Below are 20,200 nucleotides of genomic sequence, written 5' to 3'. Positions count from 1 at the left end.
GCAGTGGGTGGTGCAATTGGCCCAAGTGCTGCGTCAGTTGGGGATGAGCTGGTCCAGTGGTAGGTCCGGATCTGCGAGTTTGTCCCGGTCGATCTGGTTGCCGGAGCGGATCAGGTGCTGGATCGTGTCGTTGACGTCCCAGATATTGACGTTCATGCCGGCCAGTACACGTCCGTCGGCCAGCCAGAATGCGATGAACTCGCGTCGGGACAGGTCGCCACGTACGACGACGTCGTCGTACTGGCCGGGCTCTGCATAGCCCGCGTACTCCATGCCCAGGTCGTACTGGTCGGTGAAGAAATACGGCACCCGGTCGTAGATCGACCGCTCACCCAGCATGGAGCGGGCGGCCGTCTCGGGCTGGTGCAGGGCGTTGGCCCAGTGCTCCACGCGTATGTGTTTGTCCAGCCCGCGGTGAAAGGCGTTGGCCACGTCACCGACCGCGTAGATGTGCGGGTCGGAGCTGCGCAGGGAGGCGTCGACCACGACGCCGTTGTCGACCTGCAGAACGGAGTCGGTGGCCAGTTGGGTGTTGGGGACGGCGCCGATGCCGACCACGACCGCGTCGGCGTCGATGCGGGTCCCGTCGGCCAGCAGCACCCCGGCGGCCTTCTGGCCGGTGTCGGCGATCTCGGTGACCTGCGCGCTGACTCGCAGGTCGACGCCGTGTTCCCGGTGGAGGTCGGCGAACACGGGCGCGATCTGCGGGCCCAGGACGCGCAGCAGCGGCAGTTCGCCCGCTTCCAGGATAGTGACCTCGACGCCGGCGGTCCGGGCGGCGGAGGCCACCTCGAGGCCGATCCAGCCCCCGCCGACGAAGACCATGCGGGAGGCGGTCCGGAACGTCGATCGGATGCGTTCGCAGTCGCCGACGCGGCGCAGGTAGAGCACGTCGTCGAAGTCCGCGCCAGGTACCGGGAGGCGACGCGGGGAGGCACCGGTGGCCAGCAGCAGCTTGTCGTAGCCGATCGTCTCGCCACCGGAGACGGTGACCGTGCGCCGGTGGCGGTCGAGCGCGGTGACGGTGGTGTCCAGCCGTAGCTCGATGTCATGGTCGGTGTACCACTGAGGAGGGTGGACGAAGATCGTCTCGCGGTCCTGCTTGCCCTGCAGATACCCCTTGGACAGCGGCGGGCGTTCGTACGGCGGCTCCGGCTCATCCCCGATGAGTACGATCCGGCCCTCGAAGCCGTGCCCGCGCAGTGCTTCGGCGCCCTTGGCGCCGGCCAGGCTCGCCCCGGCGATCACGAACGTGGCCTGGGCCATCACGCGTCCTCCCTGCTCTTGTCGGTCGCTTCGCGTCCGGATGCTGCCGGCGTGGTCAGGCCCTCAGCGAGCTTCCCGGCCAGCTCGTCCCAGCTGGCGTCGAACTTCTGCACGCCCTCGTCCTCCAGCATCTGGACGACGTCGGCGTACTCGATGCCAAGTCCGGCCAGTTCGTCGAGGATGTTGTGTGCCTCGCCGTAGGTATCGCCGATGCTGCCGGCCGGGAGCACGCCGTGGTCGGCAACAGCGTTGAGTGTCGCCTCAGGCATGGTGCTGACGACGTCGAGGGCGACCAGGTCCATCACGTACCGGGTGTCGGCGTAGGCCGGGTCCTTCACGCCCGTGGAAGCCCACAGCAGGCGCTGCGGTCTGGCACCGGCCCGCTCCAGGCGCTTCCACCGGTCCGTGGCGAGGGTGCGCTCGTAGTGCTCGTAGGCGATCCGGGCATTGGCGACCGCGGCCCGCCCGCGCAGGGCGGCGGCCCGGTCGCCGCCCAGGCGGTCGAGCCGCCGGTCGATCTCGGTATCCACCCGGGAGACGAAGAACGACGCCACGGACGCGATCTTGGACAGGTCGTGCCCTCCGTCGCGGGCGCGTTCCATGCCGGTCAAGAACGCCTCCGCGACCGCGTCGTAGCGCTCCAGCGAGAACAGCAGCGTGACGTTGATGCTGATGCCCTCGGCCAGACACGCGCTGATCGCTTCCAGGCCCTGCTTGGCTGCCGGGATCTTCACGAACAGATTAGGGCGGTCCACCAGCCACCACAGCGCCCGCGCTTCGGCGACCGTGCGGGCGGTGTCATGCGCGTTCCTGGGGTCGACCTCGATCGAGACCCGCCCGTCCACGGTGTCGCTTGCCTCGTAGGCCGGATGCAGCACATCGCAGGCCCAGCGCACGTCGAACGTGGTCAATGCCCGCAGTGCCTCGCCCACCTCGACGGAGCGCAGCGCCAGGTCCTTGATCTGGGGGGAGTAGGCGCCGCTGCCCGTGATGGCCTTCGCGAAGATCGTCGGGTTCGTCGTCACGCCCACGACATGCCGCTCCCTGACCAGCTGCGCCAGGCTGCCGTCGGTCAGTCTTTGCCGGCTCAGGTCGTCGAGCCAGATGGACACCCCACTCTTCGACAGGCGGGTAAGCACATCCACGATGCTTCCTCCTCATACGATTGCGGATCAGGCCACATGCCTGTGGGTCTATCCGTGGCACGCGGCAGGGGGCACGCGTCAGGTTGGTTCTGCTTGCGTCCTGGACGGCACGACGACGACGGGGAGGTGTGCGTGATGCACGACCTCGGTGCTGGTGGAACCCAGGGTGAGGCGTCCCCACGCTCCAGAGCCTCTGCTGCCCACGACCAGGAGGCAGGCGTCTGCGCTCGCGTCCAGCAGGACCTGCGCGGGACGACCCGGGTCCACCTTGATCTCCACCTCGACGGGAGGACCGCCCAACTCCTGCCTGGCCTCTTCCACCGTGCGGGCAATGGACTCGTAGGTGGCGTCACGTATCTGTGTGTCCAGATCGTAGGAATCCGGCACGGTCAGCCATCCGGACATGGTTGCCCTGGTGACGGTGAAATCGTATGCACATACGGCACGCACGCTGGTGCTGCGCAGTTGTGCCTCCTGCAGGGCGAAACGCATGGCGAGTTCCGAAGCTCCTGAGCCATCGGTTCCCACCACGATGGGTGCACGAGTGGTGGACTGCGTCATGGAATGCCTTCCGGTTCAGTTGACCTTGAGGACCACCAGCGCGGTGATGTCGTCCCGCTGCTCGCCATCGGTATATCGGCGCAGGTCAGCAGTCAGTTTGTGGGCCACCTTCCATGGGGACACATCCGCCCGGCCCCGCAGTCTTCTCTTCGATGGGATGGAACTCGCCGGCGGCGTCACGTGTCTCGGTGACGCCGCCGCTGCAGAGCGGGAGTGTCGCGCCGTGCGGGAAAGCGAACCATTCGACGGTCCTTGGTTCCTCGGAGAGTTCGGCCGGACCGAGCGGCACGCCTGGTTCGGCCGTGAATGCGATGGTGAGGAAGCCCGCGTCATGAGATACAACGGAAAGTGCCCGCAATTCAGGGCCTGTGTCTCAGCGGAATTGTCTACGCCGAGGAGCAGCGCGGTAACGAGGCGCTCGGGCTCCCCGGACTGCGCCGCGAAGGCGTTGTGCCGCTCCACCGCCGCCTCCAGGGCGCCGGCGACAGCCGTGCGCGTACGCTCACTCCGGGCGGTCTCCCGAAACGCGCCGAGCGCCGCGAAGGCAGCTGCCACCGCGGGCAAGCCCTTGCCCCGAACGTCGCCGATGAGCAGACGCAGTCTCACCGTGCTGTCGCTGATCGCCAGCTCCAGCAGGACAAGGGGAACGGTCAACGCCACCACCGACATCATCGCGATGTCGGGCGGCTGCGCACCATGCCTTTGCGTTGCCCTCAGCCCTCCGCGCATCTTGGCAAACTCGGCCATGAGCTGAGGCCACACTCGCCAGCGGAACACCTTTCCACGGTCCCGCCGAAGGCCCCTCCATGCAAGTTTCGCTGCCGGGACGCCGCATCGGGGTCTGACTGGTTCACCGCCACGCCGTGGCGGGGCGATGCCGGCGCCGTGTTGGTTGTCCATCTGTGCGCCGCCTCCGCCTCAGTCCTTGGCACCGTCGTCCAGGCCGTTCGTGCGTGCGGGGGCTGAGCCACGGCGGGCGTCGGCGTACCGGCCCAGGTTCTCCGCCTGGTCCAGGGCTGTGACGTCCGGGTGGTGGAGGTCGAAGGCCGGAGACTCGCTGCGGATCTTCGGCAGGGTGAGGAAGTTGTGCCGCGGCGGCGGGCAAGACGTGGCCCACTCCAGCGAACGGCCGTAGCCCCAAGGGTCATCGACCTTGACCGCACGCCCGTACATGGCGGTCTTCCAGACGTTGTAGAGGAAGGGAAGCGTGGACAAGCCCAGCAGGAAGGCTCCGATCGTGGAGACCGAATTGAGCGCGGTGAAGCCGTCGGCGGCGAGGTAGTCGGCGTAGCGGCGTGGCATGCCTTCCGCGCCCAACCAGTGCTGGACCAGGAACGTCGTGTGGAAGCCGACGAACAGCGTCCAGAAGTGGATCTTCCCGAGGCGCTCGTCGAGCATTTTCCCGGTGAACTTCGGCCACCAGAAGTAGAACCCGGAGAACATCGCGAACACCACGGTGCCGAAGACCACGTAATGGAAGTGGGCCACCACGAAGTACGAGTCGGTGACGTGGAAGTCCAGTGGCGGGGAGGCCAGGATGACGCCCGTCAGCCCGCCGAAGAGGAAGGTGACCAGGAAGCCTAGCGCCCACAGCATGGGCGTCTCGAAACTGAGACTGCCCTTCCACAGCGTGCCGGTCCAGTTGAAGAACTTCACCCCGGTCGGCACCGCGATCAAGTACGACATGAAAGCGAAGAACGGCAGCAGCACACCGCCGGTGGCGAACATGTGGTGCGCCCAGACCGTGATCGACAGGCCGGCGATCGCGATCGTCGCGCCGATCAGGCCCACGTAGCCGAACATCGGCTTGCGGGCGAACACGGGAAGGACTTCGGAGACGATGCCGAAGAACGGCAGCGCGATGATGTACACCTCTGGATGGCCGAAGAACCAGAACAGGTGCTGCCACAGCAACGCCCCGCCGTTGGCCGCGTCGAATACCTGAGCGCCGAATTTTCGGTCCGCCTCCAGGACCAGGAGCGCGGCCGCCAGCACGGGAAAGGCCACCAGTACCAGCACGCCGGTGAGCAGCACGTTCCAGGTGAAGATCGGCATACGGAACATGGTCATGCCCGGGGCGCGCATGCAGATGATGGTGGTGATGAAGTTGACCGAGCCGAGGATCGTGCCGAACCCGGAAAGGGCCAGACCCATGATCCACATGTCGGCGCCGATGCCTGGTGAGCGCACCACGCTGTTCAGTGGCGCGTAGGCGAACCAGCCGAAGTCGGCCGCGCCCTGCGGCGTGAGGAAGCCACCGACCGCGATCAGCGAGCCGAGCAGGTACAGCCAGTAGGCCAGCATGTTCAGCCGCGGGAAGGCCACGTCGGGCGCGCCGATCTGCAGCGGCATGATCCAGTTGGCGAAACCGGCGAACAAGGGCGTCGCGAACATCAGCAGCATGATCGTGCCGTGCATCGTGAACGCCTGGTTGAACTGCTCGTTCGACATGATCTGCAGACCCGGCCGGGCCAGCTCGGCGCGCATCAGGAGCGCCATGACACCGCCGATGAGGAAGAACGCGAACGATGTCGTGATGTACAGCGTTCCGATTCTCTTGTGGTCGGTCGTGGTCGCCCAACTGACCACGATGCTTCCCACGCTGCTGGGCCCGGCACGCAACGGGGCGGCTGCCGCTGCTTCTTCGGCGTCGGGTGTCGCACTCATGCGGCTCTCCTCGGATCGTGAGGTCACTTACCGGGCGAACTACTGCAGGGACCACTCTGTCAATACCGGATCAGTTCAGGACAATGCGACGCAGTTTACCGAGAGGGCGCCGCCTGAGCCGTGCATCGGCGTTGATGGCGGGTCACACGGCCAAAACGCTGATGCCGAGGCCGATCAGAAGCACGACCTTGGCGATCTCGGCGATCACGTAGTGCAGGTGGCCGCGCGAACGCGGAAGGTCCTCGCCGGCCAGTACCAGGTCGGACCGCCGGTTGAGCCGCGGGCGGATCACGGTCAGCTGCCCGAGGAGCAGGCCGGCCACGACGACGGCCAGCAGGGTGACCGCAGCGGGTGCGTTTCCCACGACGGCCGCGACGACCACCACGCCGGCAAGTGCCGCCTCGGCGAGGTTCAGCGCTCGGAAGACGAGTCGGCCGATACCCAGCCCTATGGGGACGGTCACTCCGGGGGCGCGGAACTTCAACGGCGTCTCCAGGAACGAGATGGCCAGCACCATCCCGAGCCATACGAAGGCCGCCGCACCGGTTACGGCGGCTGACGTGTGGTTCATCGATCTACTGCCCTTCTCCTACGGATCAACGCGGCGCGCATACGCGGTCAGGCCACGGGCCAGGACGCCAGCCGGCCTGCGAATTCCGGCGGGGAAGCCACCACCATGAGGGATGCCGGTTCCGTGCCCGGATTGACGAGGCTGACGCGCTCCCCGGTAGCGACGTGCGCGGCAGAACCGGCGGACAGCGTCCGTCTCGCTCCGTCGTGACAGAGCTCGACCGAGCCGGACAGGGGGATCAGCACGATCCGTGAGGCGCGCCGTGGTCGTGTTCGGGCAGGGAGCCGCCCGCGGGCAGTTCCAGGTGGACGACGGCCAGTTGATCGGAGACGTCGGGGCTCGTGAGCGGTTGCGCGATCGGACCGTTCGGGAGGGGCGCCCGGCGGCGGGTACGCGTGCTGATCTCGGCGATGTGCATGGTGTTCTTCCTCGCTTCAGTCGGTGGCGGAGCTGGCGGGGGGCGCGGGTGCCAGATGGGCGAGGCAGGAGTCCGGTTCGGCGAACGGTTCCAGGTGGGATGCCGCCATCGGTGCCCGCAGCTCGGCCAACGCCCCCTGCATCAGCCCCAGATGCACGGAGCAGACCAGCTGCCCGTGCTCCTGGGCAAGTTCGAGGAAGGGGCAGTGCCGCAGCCGGATCCGCTCCGGCGCCCCGCCGTCGCCGCCCCCTTCTGGCGTGGGTGAGAAGCCGAGATCGTCCAGCAGGGCCGTGAGCCGGACCGCCGACTCCTCGGCCGTGGGACGGTGGTAGGGCGGTACAGGGTCGATCAGGAAGCGGCCCCACGCCCGGCCGGCCTCTATGGCGGCCTGGTGTGCGTTGTCGGGTCCGGTCGACGCCAGGTGGCTGAGCAGGATCTGGGCCAGCAGGCGGTAGCTCCGGGTGCCTCCGCGGTCCATTCCCGGCTGCGGCGCGTAGACGGTGCGAGGCCGGCCGGGGCCGGCAGGCTCTTCGAGCTGCCGCTCGATCAGGCCCTCAGCCACCAGTGCGTCCAGATGGAAGCGCACCGTGTTGGGGTGGACGCCGATCCGTTCGGCGACCTCCGTCACGCCCAGAGGCGCCGGGGCGACACGCAGTTCCTCCAGCACCTCGCGGCGGCGAGGGCTCCTCGGCACGGGGGGCATGTCAGCTCGCCGCCTCTCCCCGCTGCGGGAGCGCGGCGATCAGCGGATGGTCACGCTCGATCAGGCCCAGCTTGGACGCGCCCCCGGGTGAGCCGAGCACGTCGAAGAACTCCACGTTGGCCCTGTAGTAGTCCCGCCACTCACCTGGCACGTCGTCCTCGTAGAAGATCGCCTCGACCGGGCAGACCGGCTCGCAGGCCCCGCAGTCGACGCATTCGTCGGGGTGGATGTAGAGCGAGCGCTGTCCTTCGTAGATGCAGTCGACGGGGCACTCCTCGATGCACGCCTTGTCCTTCACGTCCACACACGGCTGTGCGATCACATACGTCATGATCCCGCTTCCCTCGCATCCCGGAGGTACCCAGGTTCTTACGAATACTACATGTAATAATCGAGCTACGGGGGTGAAAAGAAAAGGGGCACCACGATGACGTCGCCTTCCGAGATCTACATCGAGTCGACCGAGACCGACCCGGTGGTCCGGGCACAGAGCGTTCTGCAGCAGACCAACCAGCGGCTTCAGGGCCGGCTGGCCACGCTGACCGAGATCGACCCCGTCGCGGACGCCGGGGAGTCGGTCCGCACCGCCGTGAGCGACTTCTGCACCGGCGAACTGCTCCGTTACCTCAGCGCGTGCGATCAGACCCTGTACGCCGCCGCGGCGGGCGCGGCCGAGACCCGGCTGCTGGTCCGCGCGCTGCGCACCACCGCAAGCGTGGTGCGCCAGCACATCGACAAGCTGTCCTCGGCCGACAGCGCAGCCTCCGCTGCCGTGATCGCGCGGACCACCGAGGCTGTACTGCGTGCCCATCTCGCGGTGGAGCGCAGCGTGCTGCTGCCGGCCCTCGTCCGCCTTCCTGGCGCCGACCTGCCCGCTCTGGTCGCGGATCTGGACACGCTGCTCAGCGGCGGCCGGCTCGAGAGCCCCGCCGTCATCGACGTACGCGAGATCCCGCACGGCCAGCGGCACCCGCGGATCTTCACGCGCTTCGCCCGCCTGGCACCGGGTGAGACCTTCACCTTGGTCAACAACCACGACCCCAAGCCGCTGCACCGCGAGTTCCAGTCCGCCCACCCCGGCACCTTCACCTGGGAGTACGTCGAGTCGGGCCCCGAGCAATGGCAGGTCCGCATCGGCCGGCAGGCGGGCTCGGATGACTGACCCGTACGCCGCCGATGGCCCGCAGGAAGCTGTTCCGCAGATCCTGTGCGACACCCGGGTGCTGACCGGCCAGGTGCCCGCAACCACGGGAGCACTGTGGAAACTGGCCGAGCCCGGCCGCCAGCTCGACGCCAACTTCATCCACTTGCCACCCGGTGAGCGCATCAAGACACACACCGAACCGGACCTGGATGTCCTGCTCGTCGTCGTCGGCGGAGACGGAACCGTCGGCATCGGCACGGCCGACGAACCGCAGCACGTGGCCGAGGGCATGCTGCTCTGGCTTCCGCGCGGCTCCACGCGCAGCATCACCGCGGGCGACGGCGGCGTCCAATACCTCACGGTCCATCGACGCCGCCCAGGCATGCAGATCCGTCCACGCCCCGATGCACCGGCGAAAGCCGAACCCCCGCACTGACCCCGCCCGCCGACGCCGCCCCGGACCCGATGGCCTGCCCAGCGGACGGAGCCCGAGTGCTTCACCAGCCGGGGCGCTGTCGGATACAGATCTGAGAGGAAGGCTCATCGTGGCCGAAAGCGCAGTCCCGTACATCGGCAGCCCACGGATCATAGTGCTCGGTGTACAGCCCGGCACCCCGCCCTTCCGGGTCGTGGAAATCGACGGCGAAGTGGTCGGCGAGGCGAAGACCATCACCGACGTGCTGCTCGCCGCCTTGGCGGCCGGCATCGCCGTGCATGATCTGGACGATCCGGATGTGGTCCGCTGGGTCGGCGGCGACAAGTTCACCTGGTCGCCGAGGCGGTGGTGAATCCGGCGCGGACATCTTCGCCAGGCTTCGCCCACCCGGCCCCGACGGGGAACCGAAGCCCGGCCAGGTCCGGGGACCCACCAGGCCAGGCCACGAGTCCAGACCGGTGCCGGGGTCTCAACCTTTCAGTCCCTACGCATCGGCTTGGCCGTCCGGTCCGCAAGGCGGCCGAGGAGTCGGTCCACCATGATCGACGGCTGGCCCAGCCGGTCGGAGAGCGCCTTGCGGGTGGGTCACCTCGAGTGTGGTGGCGCACATTGAGAAGGCTGAACGCCTGGAAGAACACGGACCTATCAGCAGTGCACTCCGACGAGGACCCGTCCCCGCAGCCGCTTGAACCGATCGAGGACCGCGTCGGCCAGCAACTCGCCGACGCCCTCGAGCGGATCCCGCAACCACATGGCGTCGCCGTGCACTTGGAGGCGGTACATCTGTGTACGCAGATGCGAGGCGTCTGCGAGATCGAGTCCAGCACCCGCACCACCTCCTGGCGCGGCACCTACGACACCGAAGAGCAGCTCAGGATCGAGTCGTCGTCACCGCCCGCGGTGCCCTCCCCGCCGACCACCTCGCCCTCCAGACGGGCGCCCTCGTCATCACCACCGCCACAGTGGCCGCAGACCAGTTTCCTGTGCTGTCAGCTCCGGATGAGCGCGGCAAGCACTTCGGCTTTGCTGGTCTCGGGATGTCTGGTGGCGGTGAGGAGTGTCAGGGTGGCATCTTCGGCGAGGTCACGCAGGTGCGCCAGCGCATCTGCACGTTCGGGATCTTGGAGCTCTGCCTGGTAGCGGTGGCTGAACTCCGCGAAACGATCGGGGTTGCGGAGGTACCACTTGCGCAGCTCCACGGAGGGTGCGACCTGCTTGCACCACTCGTCGAGGTGGGCCTTCTCCTTGGTCATGCCCCGGGGCCAGAGGCGGTCGACCAGCACTCTGGCGCCGTCGGTCTGCGCCGGTGTGTCGTAGACGCGGCGGACGTGCACCGTTCGCTTGTGTGCCATGAAGAGCCTCCTGCCGAATCTCCGAGCAATGCTCGATACCTGTGGATCAGTCCCGGGTGGAACGCGGAGGGCGTACCTTCCCGAATGATCCTGTGATGGTCACCGAGTAGGCCCGCGTTGGCGCGCGGGTCGGGAAGGTACGTCCGTGCTCAGCGTAGTCACCGAGGATGGCTCCACCCAGTCCGGTTCCCTGATCGACGAGATCGTCCGTGAGGGCGCCCGGCGGATGCTCGCCGCGGCACTGGAGGCAGAAGTCAACCAGTACATAGCCGAGTTGGCTGCCGAGACCGATGAGGCAGGCCGACGGCTGGTGGTCCGCAACGGTCATCACCGGCCCAGGACCGTCGTCACCGCCGCCGGCCCGGTCGAGGTGCGGGCACCGCGGGTGAACGACCGCCGCGTGGACGAGGCCACCGGCGAACGCAAGCGGTTCTCCTCCAAGATCCTGCCGCCGTGGTGCCGCAAGTCGCCGAAGATCTCCGAGGTCCTACCCCTGCTCTACCTGCACGGACTGTCGTCCGGGGACTTCGTGCCCGCGCTGGAGCAGTTCCTCGGATCGGCCGCCGGGCTCTCGCCAGCCACGGTGACCCGCGGCTGACGCGGCAGTGGGGCGATGACCATGCCGCCTTCCAGGCCAGGGACCTGTCAGACCGCGACTTCGTCTACGTGTGGGCCGACGGCGTGCACCCCAAGGTGAGGCTCGGGCAGACGCACTCGTGTGTGCTGGTCCTGCTCGGCGTCCGCCTGGACGGCACCAAGGAACTGATCGCGCTGGCGGAGGGCCTGCGTGAGTCGACCGAGTCGTGGGCGGACCTGCTGCGCGACTGCCGCAGGCGTGGCATGCGCGACCCTGAGCTGGTGGTCGGTGATGGCGCGATGGGCCTGTGGAAGGCGCTGGCCGAGGTCTTTCCGGCCGCCCGCCATCAGCGGTGCTGGGTTCACAAGGCCCGCAATGTCACGAACTGCCTGCCGAAATCCGCACAGCCGGGCGCGACGAAGGCGATGCAGGAGATCTACAACGCCGAGGACCGCGCCCACGCCGAGAAAGCGATCGATGCGTTCGCCCGCACCTACGGCACCAAATGGCCCAAGGCCGTCGCGAAGATCACCGACGACCGGGAGGAACTGCTGACGTTCTACGACTTCCCTGCCGAGCACTGGATCCACCTGCGGACCACGAACCCCATCGAGTCGACATTCTCCACGGTCAAGCTCCGCACCAAGGTCACCCGCGGGGCCGGCAGCCCCGCCGCCGCACTCGCGATGGTGTTCAAGCTCGTAGAGTCCGCCCAGGCCCGCTGGCGCGCGATCACCGGCGCCCACCTGGTGCCCCTTGTCCGTGCGGGAGCCAAATTCGAAAGCGGTGTGCTGGTCGAACGTGGCACGGTGGCGGCATGAACCCGCCGCCCCTGTCTCGGACGTCCCCTGACCACGGTCAGGTAATTGTCCTGACCGGGCCGCCCGGAGCAGGCAAGAGCACCGTGGCGCAACTGCTGGCAGATCACCTGACTCCCAGCGTCCACCTGCACAGCGACGATTTTTGGCGCTATATCAAGCAGGGCTGGATCGCGCCTTACCTGCCCGAAGCACACGAGCAGAACCAAGTAGTCCTGCAGGTACTGGTCTCAGCAGCGTTCGGCTACGCCGACGGCGGATACCACGTGATCTGCGACGGCATCGTCGGGCCCTGGTTCATCGACCTCTTCCGCGTGACGGCACGGGAGCGGGCCCTGCCGCTGAGCTACGTCATCCTTCGGCCGGACCAACACACCACACTGGAACGGGCAACGAGCCGGGCCGACGACGCTCTGACCGACCCCGAGCCGATTCGCTCACTGCACGGCCAGTTCCGCAACCTGGGTATCTATGAGGCCCACGTCCTGGATTCCACCACCCTGACCGCTGAGGCAACCGCCGACAGCATCCTGCAAGGCGTCGCGAGGGGCTCCTACCTCCTCAACCCCAGCGACAGCACCACCGATGCGAACGACTCGATCCACAACTCTTGACAATGGCTCCGAATCTCCGCTGCTTCCGGCATCACACGTAGTAGCGAGAGATGATCTCGAGCCGCGCCACTTCGTCCGGTCCCGGATAGGCCACCAGGACCGGCAGGCCGCTGGGATCCCGGCCCTCGATGAGCGTGAAGCCCTCAGCTTCCCTCGTGTCCACACGGTCGGAGCGGGCTCTGAGTACGCGCTCGCACCGCTGGAAGTCGTCGGGGCCGTCCGCCGTCCAGATCACGTAGTGCGCGCCGACGTGGCCCGTCGGGTGGATGGCGTGCGCGCCCACGGCGCGCAGGTACACCTGGAAGCCGTTGCGGCTCACGAGTAGTGCGGCGGTCGCGGTGCGTACGGTGACCTTCATGTTCAGCAGCTCCCCGTAGAAGTCCGCCGATGCGTCGTGGTCGTGGACGAACACCACGACCGAGGCCAGCCGGGGTCCGCGCGCGTCCGGTCCGCTACCCGTCGGCTCCGAATCAGGTGCAAGATGCGCCGGCTGCGGGCCGGAGGACGCCGCTTCATGTGGGTAGGCCATGAGGCCCCCTTCCACCTTCGACCGCGATGCGAGGGCTTCTCGGGAGGTTTCCCGGTCCGGTTTCCACGCTACCCGGACCGTGTCGTGCCCGCTGGAAGCGTCCAGCAGGCTCCCCAGGTGCGCGGTCACGGATTCTCAGCCTGACCATGCAAGGAACCCGCCGACGATGGTGCCGTAGGCGAGGTGTGCGGTGAGCGTGATGGCGGGTGTGCCGGGCCCGTAGTTGAGCATGAGGAATCCGGGTGGTTCGAGCAGTGCGACATGGGGGGCGCTGGTTTCGGGTTGGCCCATGCGCGGGTGGACGAGCGGCAGCAGGATGTTGACGAGCGCGGTGGTGGCGAACAGGCCGTGGACGAGGCCGAAGACGCATCCGAGCCACCAGCTGCTGTAGCCGATGGCGACGAAGACCGCGTAATAGAGCAGGGCGAAGATCAGGCCATTGATGAAGTGTGCGCCGTAGCCGAGGGCCTTGGCGCGGGTCCGGTTGCTGGTGAAGGCGGTCCCGAGGAGGAACGGCAGATCAATGCGGGTGAGGCTGAAGGCATTGGCCGCGCGCAGGCCGGTGGTCAGTACCAGGGTGCCGACAAGCCCGCCCGCCAGTGCGGCCCAGACGCTCATCGTGTGGCCTGACCGATCGCGCAGGCTGCGCTGATCAGGGCGAGGTGGGACAGGCCCTGGGGCAGATTGCCGAGGAAGTCGCCGGTGACGGGGTCGATCTCCTCGCTGTAGAGGCCGACGTCATTGGCGAGGCGCACGAGTTGGTCCATGAGGAGGGCGGCTTCGTCGGCGCGGCCGGTCCGAGCGAGGGCTTCGACGAGCCAGAAGGAGCAGGCGAGGAAGGCGCCCTCGCTGCCGGCAACTCCGTCGGCGCCGACGTATCGGTTGACATACGGTCCGTCCTGCAACTCCCGCTGGACGGCGGCGACGGTACCGCGCATGCGCGGGTCGTCGGGCGACCGATAGCCGTGGAGCAGCCCGAGCAGGAGGCCCGCGTCCAGCTCGTCGCTGCCGGCGGAGCGCACGTAACTGTTCAGCCGCGGGCTGAAGCAGCGGTCGTCCACGAACTCGGTGATGGCCTGCCGCTCGCGCCGCCAGCGAGGTGCGTGCCGGTCGGGGATCAGTCGCCGCTGTGCGAGGTCGAGGGCGCGGTCGAGGGTGACCCAGCACATCATCTTGGACTGGGTGAAGTGCTCGGGAGCGCTGCGGACCTCCCAGATGCCCGTGTCGGGCTGCTGCCAGGTTGTGCAGACGAAGTCGGCGGTCTGGGCCAGTCGGCGGGCGATGTCGGCGTCGAGCCGATGACCCCCTGTGGCATATAGCCACGCGGTCTGCACCAGTTCCCCGTAGGTGTCCAGTTGGAGCTGGTCGGCGGCGGCATTGCCGATGCGTACGGGCGTCGAGCCGCGGTAACCCGACAGGGGAAGGGTCTTCTCGGGTGCGCGGGCGCCGCCGTCGAGTCGATACAGGACGTGCAGGCGGGGATGGGTGAGCTGGGAGGCGTGCATGAGCCACCAGAAGTAGCCGGTCGCTTCCGGCGCGCACCCCAGCTTGAGGAAGGCATTCAGGGTGAAGGCGGAGTCGCGGATCCAGCTGAAGCGGTAGTCCCAGTTGCGTTCCCCACCGAGCTCCTCGGGCAATGAGCAAGTCGCCGCGGCGGCGACCGCACCGGAGGGGGCGAAGACCAGCAGCTTGAGCGCGAGGGCACTGCGCAGCACCGCCTCGCCCCAGGGCCCCGTGTAGGTGCGACCGTCACTCCACTCCCTCCAAGTGGCGACGGTGTGGTCCAGCCGGGCCTCGCAGTCGGCGCGCGTGGGGAGCACCAGCGGTTCCCGGTGCGCGTACGGCAGCGCGAGCATGGCCCGGGTGCCCACGTCGGCACGGAAGCGCGATGCGACGGCGTCGGAGGTCGGCTGCGGCTCTCCCGCGTTCCAGGCACAGATCCCGACCGCCTCAGGGCTGAAGGTGACGACGGGAACTCCGGCGCGACGTGTCAGCCGGGGGGCGTGCGCGCCGTAGCCGAAGCGTGGCTGGACACTCCAGCGCATGGGGACGCTGCCCGCCAGGCCCTCGATCCGCCGGACCAGTTCCCGGGCGGGCGCCAGGGAGCTGGTGTCGGGAAGGGTCAGTGCGTCGGTCACCCGTACCGTGCCGCCTGCGGTGGTGAACGTCGTTTCCAGCACGTTGGTGCCAGGCAGGTAGCGGCGGGAGGTCGTGTAGGGCCCTTCCGGCTGCAGGAGGAACCGTCCTCCCTGGACGTGGTCGAGCACGGCGGCGAACAGGGTCGGCGAGTCAAGGTCGGGCCAGGCCAGCCAGTCCACCGAGCCGTCCCGGGCGATGAGCGCGACGCAGCGGCCGTCCCCGATCACCGCGTAGTTCCGCAGTTCCGTGTATCCGTCCGCGCGTGCCGGTCGGCCGGCCGGGACGTCCGACAGGTCTGGCAGGTCCGGCTGCCGGCTCCCGGGCATGTCCGGTGCCGGCAATGGAGAACCCGAACTGGACGGTGTAGGTGTCACCTGAAGGCGCCCTTTTCGGTAATCCGCTGCCTCCTGGTCGAGGAGGAGGCCGGCCAGGGGTGCGGAAGTATCGGTGGAACGGCCGGTCGACAGCTCCCGCCGCTCAGTGGTCGGGCTACGCCGCTCACGCCACGTGGGAGCCGCGATGTAGGTGGATCAGTTCTGCGTTCTGCACCGCCTGTTCATCGCTTTCCTGGAGGGGGGTGAGCCGGATACCGACGTGGTAGTCCTGGACCAGCGTCCAGCCCAGGAAGCCAGCCCCGAGCGTGCAGGCGAGCCCGGCCGCGGACAGGGCCAGTCCAGCAGTGACGCCATTGGCCGGGCTATCCCAATGGGTGGCGTAGATGGCAAGGCTCGCGCCGAACAGGCCCAGCGCCGCGACATTGAGGCCGCCGTGGGCAATGCCGACGGTCTTGGCCGCCGACCGGCGGGGAATGCCGAACGCCAGATCAGCGATGCCGGGCAGGGCTGCCAGCAGTGCCGTGCCGACCCCAGCGATGTTGAGGGCGATGGCCAGGTTGAGCCAGAACTGCTGCCCATTGGCCGCATAGACGGCGAAACCCACCAGCGTGCCGGTGTAGCAGGCGATGGGGAAACCGACGAGCATCGGGTGAATGGGATGGCCGGCGATGGTGATCTTGCTGTACATGGCACCTCCAGGCCGGTTCGTCCGGGCTACGCCTTTCCAGCCTCTCCCTCGATGTACAGGAGCGCCAACGGGGGCCGATCAGCGTTCGGATCCTGGGGCCTGACAAGGCGAGCCTTGGCCTCTCACTTCGCCTGATTCGAAGATCTCTCATGCTGTGCGGAACGGCACCGACGGGATGGGGGTGTCAGACGCCGAAGGGGCACTGAGGAGGTTGGTTTCGGAGCCTGGAACCGGGATCGCGGGCGAGACGGTGGTCTGCACGGATCCCGCAAGGGGGCCCTCACTGGTAGGGGGATCCCAGGGAGTTGTCGTAGGCCGCACCATCACTCTCCAGGTCAATGACCAGCAGGACGTCTGCAGCCCCCGTGTCCGGCCTCTGCACCTTGTGCCGTCCCCGGTCACACGCTCCTTGGCTCGTAGGTACCCGCTGAATGCGAGGAGCAGAAGGAGCGAGCGTGCCCTTGCTGGCCAAGTGCCTGTTCAGGAGGCTCTGCGGACCACGAGGGCCGTGATGTCGTCCCGCTGTTCACCAGCGGTGTGTTGGCTCAAGTCTTTGGCCAGATTGTCGGCGACTTCCCAGGGAGAAACGTCTGCCCAGGCCCGCAGCCGCTCTTCGAGGGGATAGAAGGCACCGGAGTTGCCGCGTGCCTCGGTGACGCCGTCGCTGCAGGCAAGAAGAGTGGCCTCGGCAGGAAACGGGAACCACTCGACGGTCCGGGGTTTCGGAGCGAGGTCAGCAAGACCGAGCGGCACGCCGGGGTCGCCGAGCCGTACGGGGGTGACCGCTCCCAAGTTCAGCAAGTAGGGCGGAGGATGGCCGCAGTTGACCGCCTGCGTGTCCGTTGAGGCGTCGATTCCCAGGATGAGAGCGGTGACGAACCGTTCAGGTTCGCCGGTCTGCTGCGCGAAGGCGTTGTGTCGGACGACGGCCATCTCCAGGTCGTCCACGAGCGCGGTGAGTGTCGGCTCGCGCAAGGCGGCCTCGCGGAATGCTCCGAGCGCGGCGAAGGCGGCTCCGATCGCCGGCAGCCCCTTGCCCTGGACATCGCCGAAGAGCAGACGCGTGCCGTATGGCGAGGCCACGGCCTCGTAGATGTCTCCTCCTACCAGGCGGTCCTGCTCCACGGGCAGGTACACGCCGTCGACGATCACCCGGTCGGTCAGGACGGGCAGCGGGCGCAGCATCTGCCGTTGCAGGGCGACAGCCGTGGACCGGACGCGGTGGAGATCTTGCTCGCGCCGGATCCGCAAGTGGCAGGTCAGGACGGCCAGCACGCCAAGCGTTGCGGCCAGCACCATGACGATCGCGTAGTTGTACCAGGAAGGGAGGGGCCGGTAGATCAGTACTCCGGTGATGACGATCAGCACCCAGCCGACCGCGTAGACGGTCTGTCGCACCGTGCCGATCGCGGCCGGGAAGGCCGGCAGCAGGATCAGGAGGGGGGTGAGCCGCACTGTACGGTCATCGATGGCCAGTTCCAGCGCAACGATCGGGAGCGTCAGCGCGACCACATAGGCCAGCGGAGCCCTGACTGCGCTTGTGGGAAAAGGCTCGACCGAGCTCTCGGCGCGTGACGTCGGTGGCGCGTCGGATGGACGAGATGGCAAAAGCCTGCGGAACACACCACCAGCCTCCTTCAGCTCTTCCGGCCCCGCAAACGGCGAACACCGCACCCCGTTGGTGTGATCACTCACCTGCGTTCTCGGGCTGATCCTGTCTGCATCCGCACGGTTATGGGGGCTGGGGCGGGAGGGCTTGCTCGGTCCAGACGGTCTTGCCGTCCGGTGTATAGCGGGTGCCCCAGTTTTGGGAAAGTCGGGCGACGATGAAGAGTCCGCGTCCGCCTTCGTCGACTGTCCGTGCATGGCGCAGGCGCGGTGCGTTGGCACCGGAGTCCTGGACCTCGCAGGTGAGGGCGTGGTCCTTGATGATGCGCAGGTGCAGGGGTGGTGTGCCGTGGAGGAGGGCGTTGGTGACCAGTTCGCTGACGATCAGTTCGGTGGCGTAGGCGGTTTCCTCCTCCACGTCCCACTCTGTGAGCTGGCGTCGAGTGTGGGCGCGCGCTGTGCCGGCGGCCGTGGGGGCGTCAATCAGGTGCCAGGTTGCCACGTGTTCGGAGGGGAAGGTGTGGGTGCGGCCGAGGAGGAGAACTGCGTCGCCAGGGCGGGTGTCCCGGTACAGGCGGTACAGGGCGTCATCGCACAGGTCCTGCAGCGGGCGGTCGGGGTCGCTCAGCACCTGGCGCAGGGTGGACGGGTCCCCTGTGGGACGTGCCGGGGAGGCGGGCAGGAGGGAGGTGGTGTAGAGGGCCAGGATGCTGCCGTCGGTGAGAGTGACGGTGGCCGTGTCGAAGGGCGGGCCCTCGGAGCTGCCCAGCAGGGGCCCGGGGGGAGAGTCGGGTATCTCGGTGGTGCCGTCGGGGTGGGCGATGACGGGCGCGGGGTGACCGGCCCGGGCAAACGTGCACGTGCGGGTGAGGGGGTCGTAAACGGCATACACGCAGCTCGCAGTGAGCACCTTTCGGTGCATGGGGTCCCCGGGCGGGAGTGCGGCCCGCTCTTGAGCCAGGAGAATGGCGGTGTCGCTGAGGCGTGCGAGGAGCTCGTCGGCGTCCAGGTCCAGTGATGCCAGGGAATGGATGACTGTTCGCAGCTGTCCCATGGTGGTGGCGGCTTGAATGCCCTGTCCGGTGACTTCACCGACCACCAGGGCGGTGCGGGCGCTGGACAGGGCGAAGGTGTCGAACCAACCCCCGCCGCCCTCGTCGCCGGACACGAGCAAGTGGGCGGATTCCATGGTGCTCTGCGACGAAGGGCACGGAGGCAGCAGCCGACGTTGCAGGGTTGTGGCGATGGTGTGCTCGTGGGTGTAATGGCGGGCGTTGTCGATACACAGCGCTGTGTGGGCGGCCAGTTCGAGGGTGAGAGCCACTTCCCTCTCGTCGAAAGTGCCGGCCTGTTCGGTGCGGTAGAGGCTTACCAGCCCCAGCACGGTGCCGCGCAGAGTCAAAGGTGCGGCGAGGAGCGTGCGGACGCCGGATGCGCGGATGGCCTCGGCGCGCGCGGGGTCGGCTGCCAGCCAGGGCGTGTCGGAATCCAGGCGGACGAGGCGGGGTTTGAGATCGGCCAGGGCACGGGCGTAGGGGGTCGAGAACGGCAGGCTGCGCACGTCACCCACCGGATGCGCCTGAATCTGCTGCTCTTGGCCGCGATGGCGGAAGGCGGCACGGCGCAGCGGCACATCCCGCCCCAGGGGGCCGAGCGGGGGTTCCTCACCGCGCAGTACAGCATCCACCACTTCCACCACCGCGACATCCGCGAAGCCAGGCACCACGGCCTCCACCAATTCCTGACAGTTGGCCACCACATCGAGGCTTCGGCCCACCCCCTCCCGCACTCCAGCGAGGATCCGGAGCCGGGCGCGCGTCTTTTCGTATTCGGTGACATCAGCCACAGCCGCGGCAACCCCAAGGATCGCCCCCCGCGAGTCCTGCAAACGGAAAGCCGAGACCAAAACCGTGCAGCCTCTTCCCGGGGCGTCCTTGGGTTGCATACTCACCACAAGCCCAGGCGAGGGGACACCGCTCTCCAGCACCCCACGCAGCATGGCCTCCACCTCGTCAGGGGTGGACAGAGCGTAAACATCAGTAAGGCGGCGCTCCACGATTCGTTCGTCGGGCACGCCGCACATGACGTGCGCCGCCTTGTTGGCCGATACGATCCGCAGCTTCTTGTCCAGGACGTGCATCCCTACCGGTGCGTGGGCGAACAGTGCCTCCAGCGCCGCCGACCCCACGTCCGGTCCGGTAGCCTCCTTCGCCGTCGCTTGGAAAACGGCCCAGACCACAGACCCGTCACCTCGCGTCAGGGGCCGCACGCGCAGGTCGGCGTCAACGGCGTGGCCGTCCCGGTGCTGGAGTGCCACACCAGCGCCCTTCCCGTGCCGAGAACTCGCCGCGGTCCGGTTGACCAGGTGGGTTGCCGACCGCCCGATCACCTCATCCGCCGCCCGCCCCAGCAATTCCTCCGCTTCGTGGCTCCACCGGATCACCATCCCCTCGGCGTCCACGACCATGAGCGGGGCATCGCGTGCCACAGCAACCACCTCCACCACCTCCAGCCTGACCTGTCCGGGGTGCGGCTGCGACCGCTGAAGCGGCGGTGCGACGTTCGGCGGTGTCGCAATTGGTCGGTGCCTGCCTCGCCCCTGGAAGCACTCACGGTGTCGGAGCTATGC

General features: G+C 67.9%; 20 protein-coding genes and 2 pseudogenes. 6 read left to right on the top strand and 16 right to left on the bottom strand.

Going from position 1 to position 20,200, the window contains the following annotated elements; genetic code table 11:
• Window positions 1-33 precede the first annotated feature (33 nt).
• The 9 genes from QA802_RS06700 to fdxA form a co-directional block, all read right to left on the bottom strand.
• Window positions 34-1,266, bottom strand: a complete 1,233-nt coding sequence (locus tag QA802_RS06700) for an NAD(P)/FAD-dependent oxidoreductase (protein WP_334518890.1) — start codon at window positions 1,264-1,266, stop codon at window positions 34-36.
• The gene (tal, locus tag QA802_RS06695; protein WP_334534364.1) at window positions 1,266-2,414 is read right to left on the bottom strand and encodes a transaldolase; all 1,149 of its coding nucleotides are present in this window, start codon (window positions 2,412-2,414) and stop codon (window positions 1,266-1,268) included. The genes QA802_RS06700 and tal overlap by 1 nt, the downstream gene beginning before the upstream one ends.
• Before the next feature lie 75 nt (window positions 2,415-2,489).
• Window positions 2,490-2,972 (bottom strand): universal stress protein, encoded by a 483-nt coding sequence (locus QA802_RS06690; protein WP_334518888.1) that lies wholly within the window; start codon window positions 2,970-2,972, stop codon window positions 2,490-2,492.
• A gap of 15 nt (window positions 2,973-2,987) precedes the next feature.
• A complete protein-coding gene (locus QA802_RS06685) occupies window positions 2,988-3,719 on the bottom strand; it encodes a SpoIIE family protein phosphatase (protein WP_334518886.1) in 732 nt (243 codons plus the stop codon).
• A 171-nt stretch (window positions 3,720-3,890) separates the two neighbouring features.
• Window positions 3,891-5,639 carry an aa3-type cytochrome oxidase subunit I gene (ctaD, locus tag QA802_RS06680; protein WP_334518884.1) on the bottom strand — a complete coding sequence of 583 codons (1,749 nt, stop codon included), beginning with the start codon at window positions 5,637-5,639 and terminating at the stop codon, window positions 3,891-3,893.
• 142 nt (window positions 5,640-5,781) lie between these two features.
• On the bottom strand, window positions 5,782-6,210 hold the full coding sequence (locus tag QA802_RS06675) for a hypothetical protein (protein ID WP_334518882.1): 429 nt from the start codon (window positions 6,208-6,210) through the stop codon (window positions 5,782-5,784).
• A 238-nt stretch (window positions 6,211-6,448) separates the two neighbouring features.
• On the bottom strand, window positions 6,449-6,628 hold the full coding sequence (locus QA802_RS06670; RefSeq protein ID WP_319132242.1) for a cupin domain-containing protein: 180 nt from the start codon (window positions 6,626-6,628) through the stop codon (window positions 6,449-6,451).
• A 16-nt stretch (window positions 6,629-6,644) separates the two neighbouring features.
• Window positions 6,645-7,331 (bottom strand): helix-turn-helix transcriptional regulator, encoded by a 687-nt coding sequence (locus QA802_RS06665; protein ID WP_443042079.1) that lies wholly within the window; start codon window positions 7,329-7,331, stop codon window positions 6,645-6,647.
• Between the two features lies 1 nt (window position 7,332).
• Entirely contained in the window at window positions 7,333-7,662 is a 330-nt protein-coding gene (fdxA, locus tag QA802_RS06660; RefSeq protein WP_334518877.1) for a ferredoxin, read from the bottom strand.
• A gap of 96 nt (window positions 7,663-7,758) precedes the next feature.
• On the opposite strand from fdxA, the gene QA802_RS06655 reads away from it, so the two are divergent.
• The 4 genes and pseudogenes from QA802_RS06655 to QA802_RS41460 form a co-directional block, all read left to right on the top strand.
• Window positions 7,759-8,493, top strand: coding sequence for a DUF2249 domain-containing protein (locus QA802_RS06655; protein ID WP_334518875.1), 735 nt, complete (start codon window positions 7,759-7,761; stop codon window positions 8,491-8,493).
• Entirely contained in the window at window positions 8,486-8,911 is a 426-nt protein-coding gene (locus QA802_RS06650) for a hypothetical protein (protein ID WP_334518873.1), read from the top strand. The genes QA802_RS06655 and QA802_RS06650 overlap by 8 nt, the downstream gene beginning before the upstream one ends.
• A 109-nt stretch (window positions 8,912-9,020) precedes the next feature.
• Entirely contained in the window at window positions 9,021-9,263 is a 243-nt protein-coding gene (locus tag QA802_RS06645) for a hypothetical protein (protein WP_334518871.1), read from the top strand.
• Window positions 9,257-9,733 (top strand): annotated as a pseudogene (locus QA802_RS41460) (GTP cyclohydrolase I); the annotation flags it as partial. The gene QA802_RS06645 and the pseudogene QA802_RS41460, both read left to right, overlap by 7 nt.
• 167 nt (window positions 9,734-9,900) lie before the next feature.
• On the opposite strand, the gene QA802_RS06635 reads toward QA802_RS41460, so the two are convergent.
• A complete protein-coding gene (locus QA802_RS06635) occupies window positions 9,901-10,263 on the bottom strand; it encodes a DUF488 domain-containing protein (protein ID WP_266592370.1) in 363 nt (120 codons plus the stop codon).
• A gap of 145 nt (window positions 10,264-10,408) precedes the next feature.
• Here QA802_RS06635 and QA802_RS06630 point away from each other — a divergent pair.
• Window positions 10,409-11,661 (top strand): annotated as a pseudogene (locus QA802_RS06630) (IS256 family transposase).
• On the top strand, window positions 11,658-12,272 hold the full coding sequence (locus QA802_RS06625) for an AAA family ATPase (RefSeq protein WP_334518866.1): 615 nt from the start codon (window positions 11,658-11,660) through the stop codon (window positions 12,270-12,272). The pseudogene QA802_RS06630 and the gene QA802_RS06625 overlap by 4 nt, the downstream one beginning before the upstream one ends.
• Window positions 12,273-12,303: 31 nt before the next feature.
• Here QA802_RS06625 and QA802_RS06620 read toward each other — a convergent pair whose 3' ends face one another.
• The 6 genes from QA802_RS06620 to QA802_RS06595 all read right to left on the bottom strand — a co-directional run bounded on the left by QA802_RS06620 (window position 12,304) and on the right by QA802_RS06595 (window position 20,059).
• Complete coding sequence (locus tag QA802_RS06620) at window positions 12,304-12,801, bottom strand: VOC family protein (RefSeq protein WP_334518864.1); 498 nt, start codon at window positions 12,799-12,801, stop codon at window positions 12,304-12,306.
• 135 nt (window positions 12,802-12,936) lie between these two features.
• Window positions 12,937-13,419, bottom strand: a complete 483-nt coding sequence (locus QA802_RS06615) for a hypothetical protein (RefSeq protein ID WP_334518862.1) — start codon at window positions 13,417-13,419, stop codon at window positions 12,937-12,939.
• Complete coding sequence (locus QA802_RS06610) at window positions 13,416-15,266, bottom strand: glycoside hydrolase family 15 protein (RefSeq protein ID WP_334518860.1); 1,851 nt, start codon at window positions 15,264-15,266, stop codon at window positions 13,416-13,418. The genes QA802_RS06615 and QA802_RS06610 overlap by 4 nt, the downstream gene beginning before the upstream one ends.
• Before the next feature lie 172 nt (window positions 15,267-15,438).
• Window positions 15,439-15,963, bottom strand: coding sequence for a DUF2231 domain-containing protein (locus QA802_RS06605; protein ID WP_334518858.1), 525 nt, complete (start codon window positions 15,961-15,963; stop codon window positions 15,439-15,441).
• A 480-nt stretch (window positions 15,964-16,443) separates the two neighbouring features.
• Complete coding sequence (locus QA802_RS06600; RefSeq protein ID WP_334518856.1) at window positions 16,444-17,658, bottom strand: PP2C family protein-serine/threonine phosphatase; 1,215 nt, start codon at window positions 17,656-17,658, stop codon at window positions 16,444-16,446.
• Between the two features lie 37 nt (window positions 17,659-17,695).
• Window positions 17,696-20,059, bottom strand: a complete 2,364-nt coding sequence (locus QA802_RS06595; protein ID WP_334518854.1) for a SpoIIE family protein phosphatase — start codon at window positions 20,057-20,059, stop codon at window positions 17,696-17,698.
• Window positions 20,060-20,200: the final 141 nt, after the last annotated feature.

Origin of the sequence: Streptomyces sp. B21-105 (assembly GCF_036898465.1) — a bacterium.
Classification (GTDB): Bacteria; Actinomycetota; Actinomycetes; order Streptomycetales; family Streptomycetaceae; genus Streptomyces.
The sequence above is the reverse complement of the archived record's forward strand: the minus strand, read 5'-3'. Positions and strand labels throughout refer to the sequence as shown.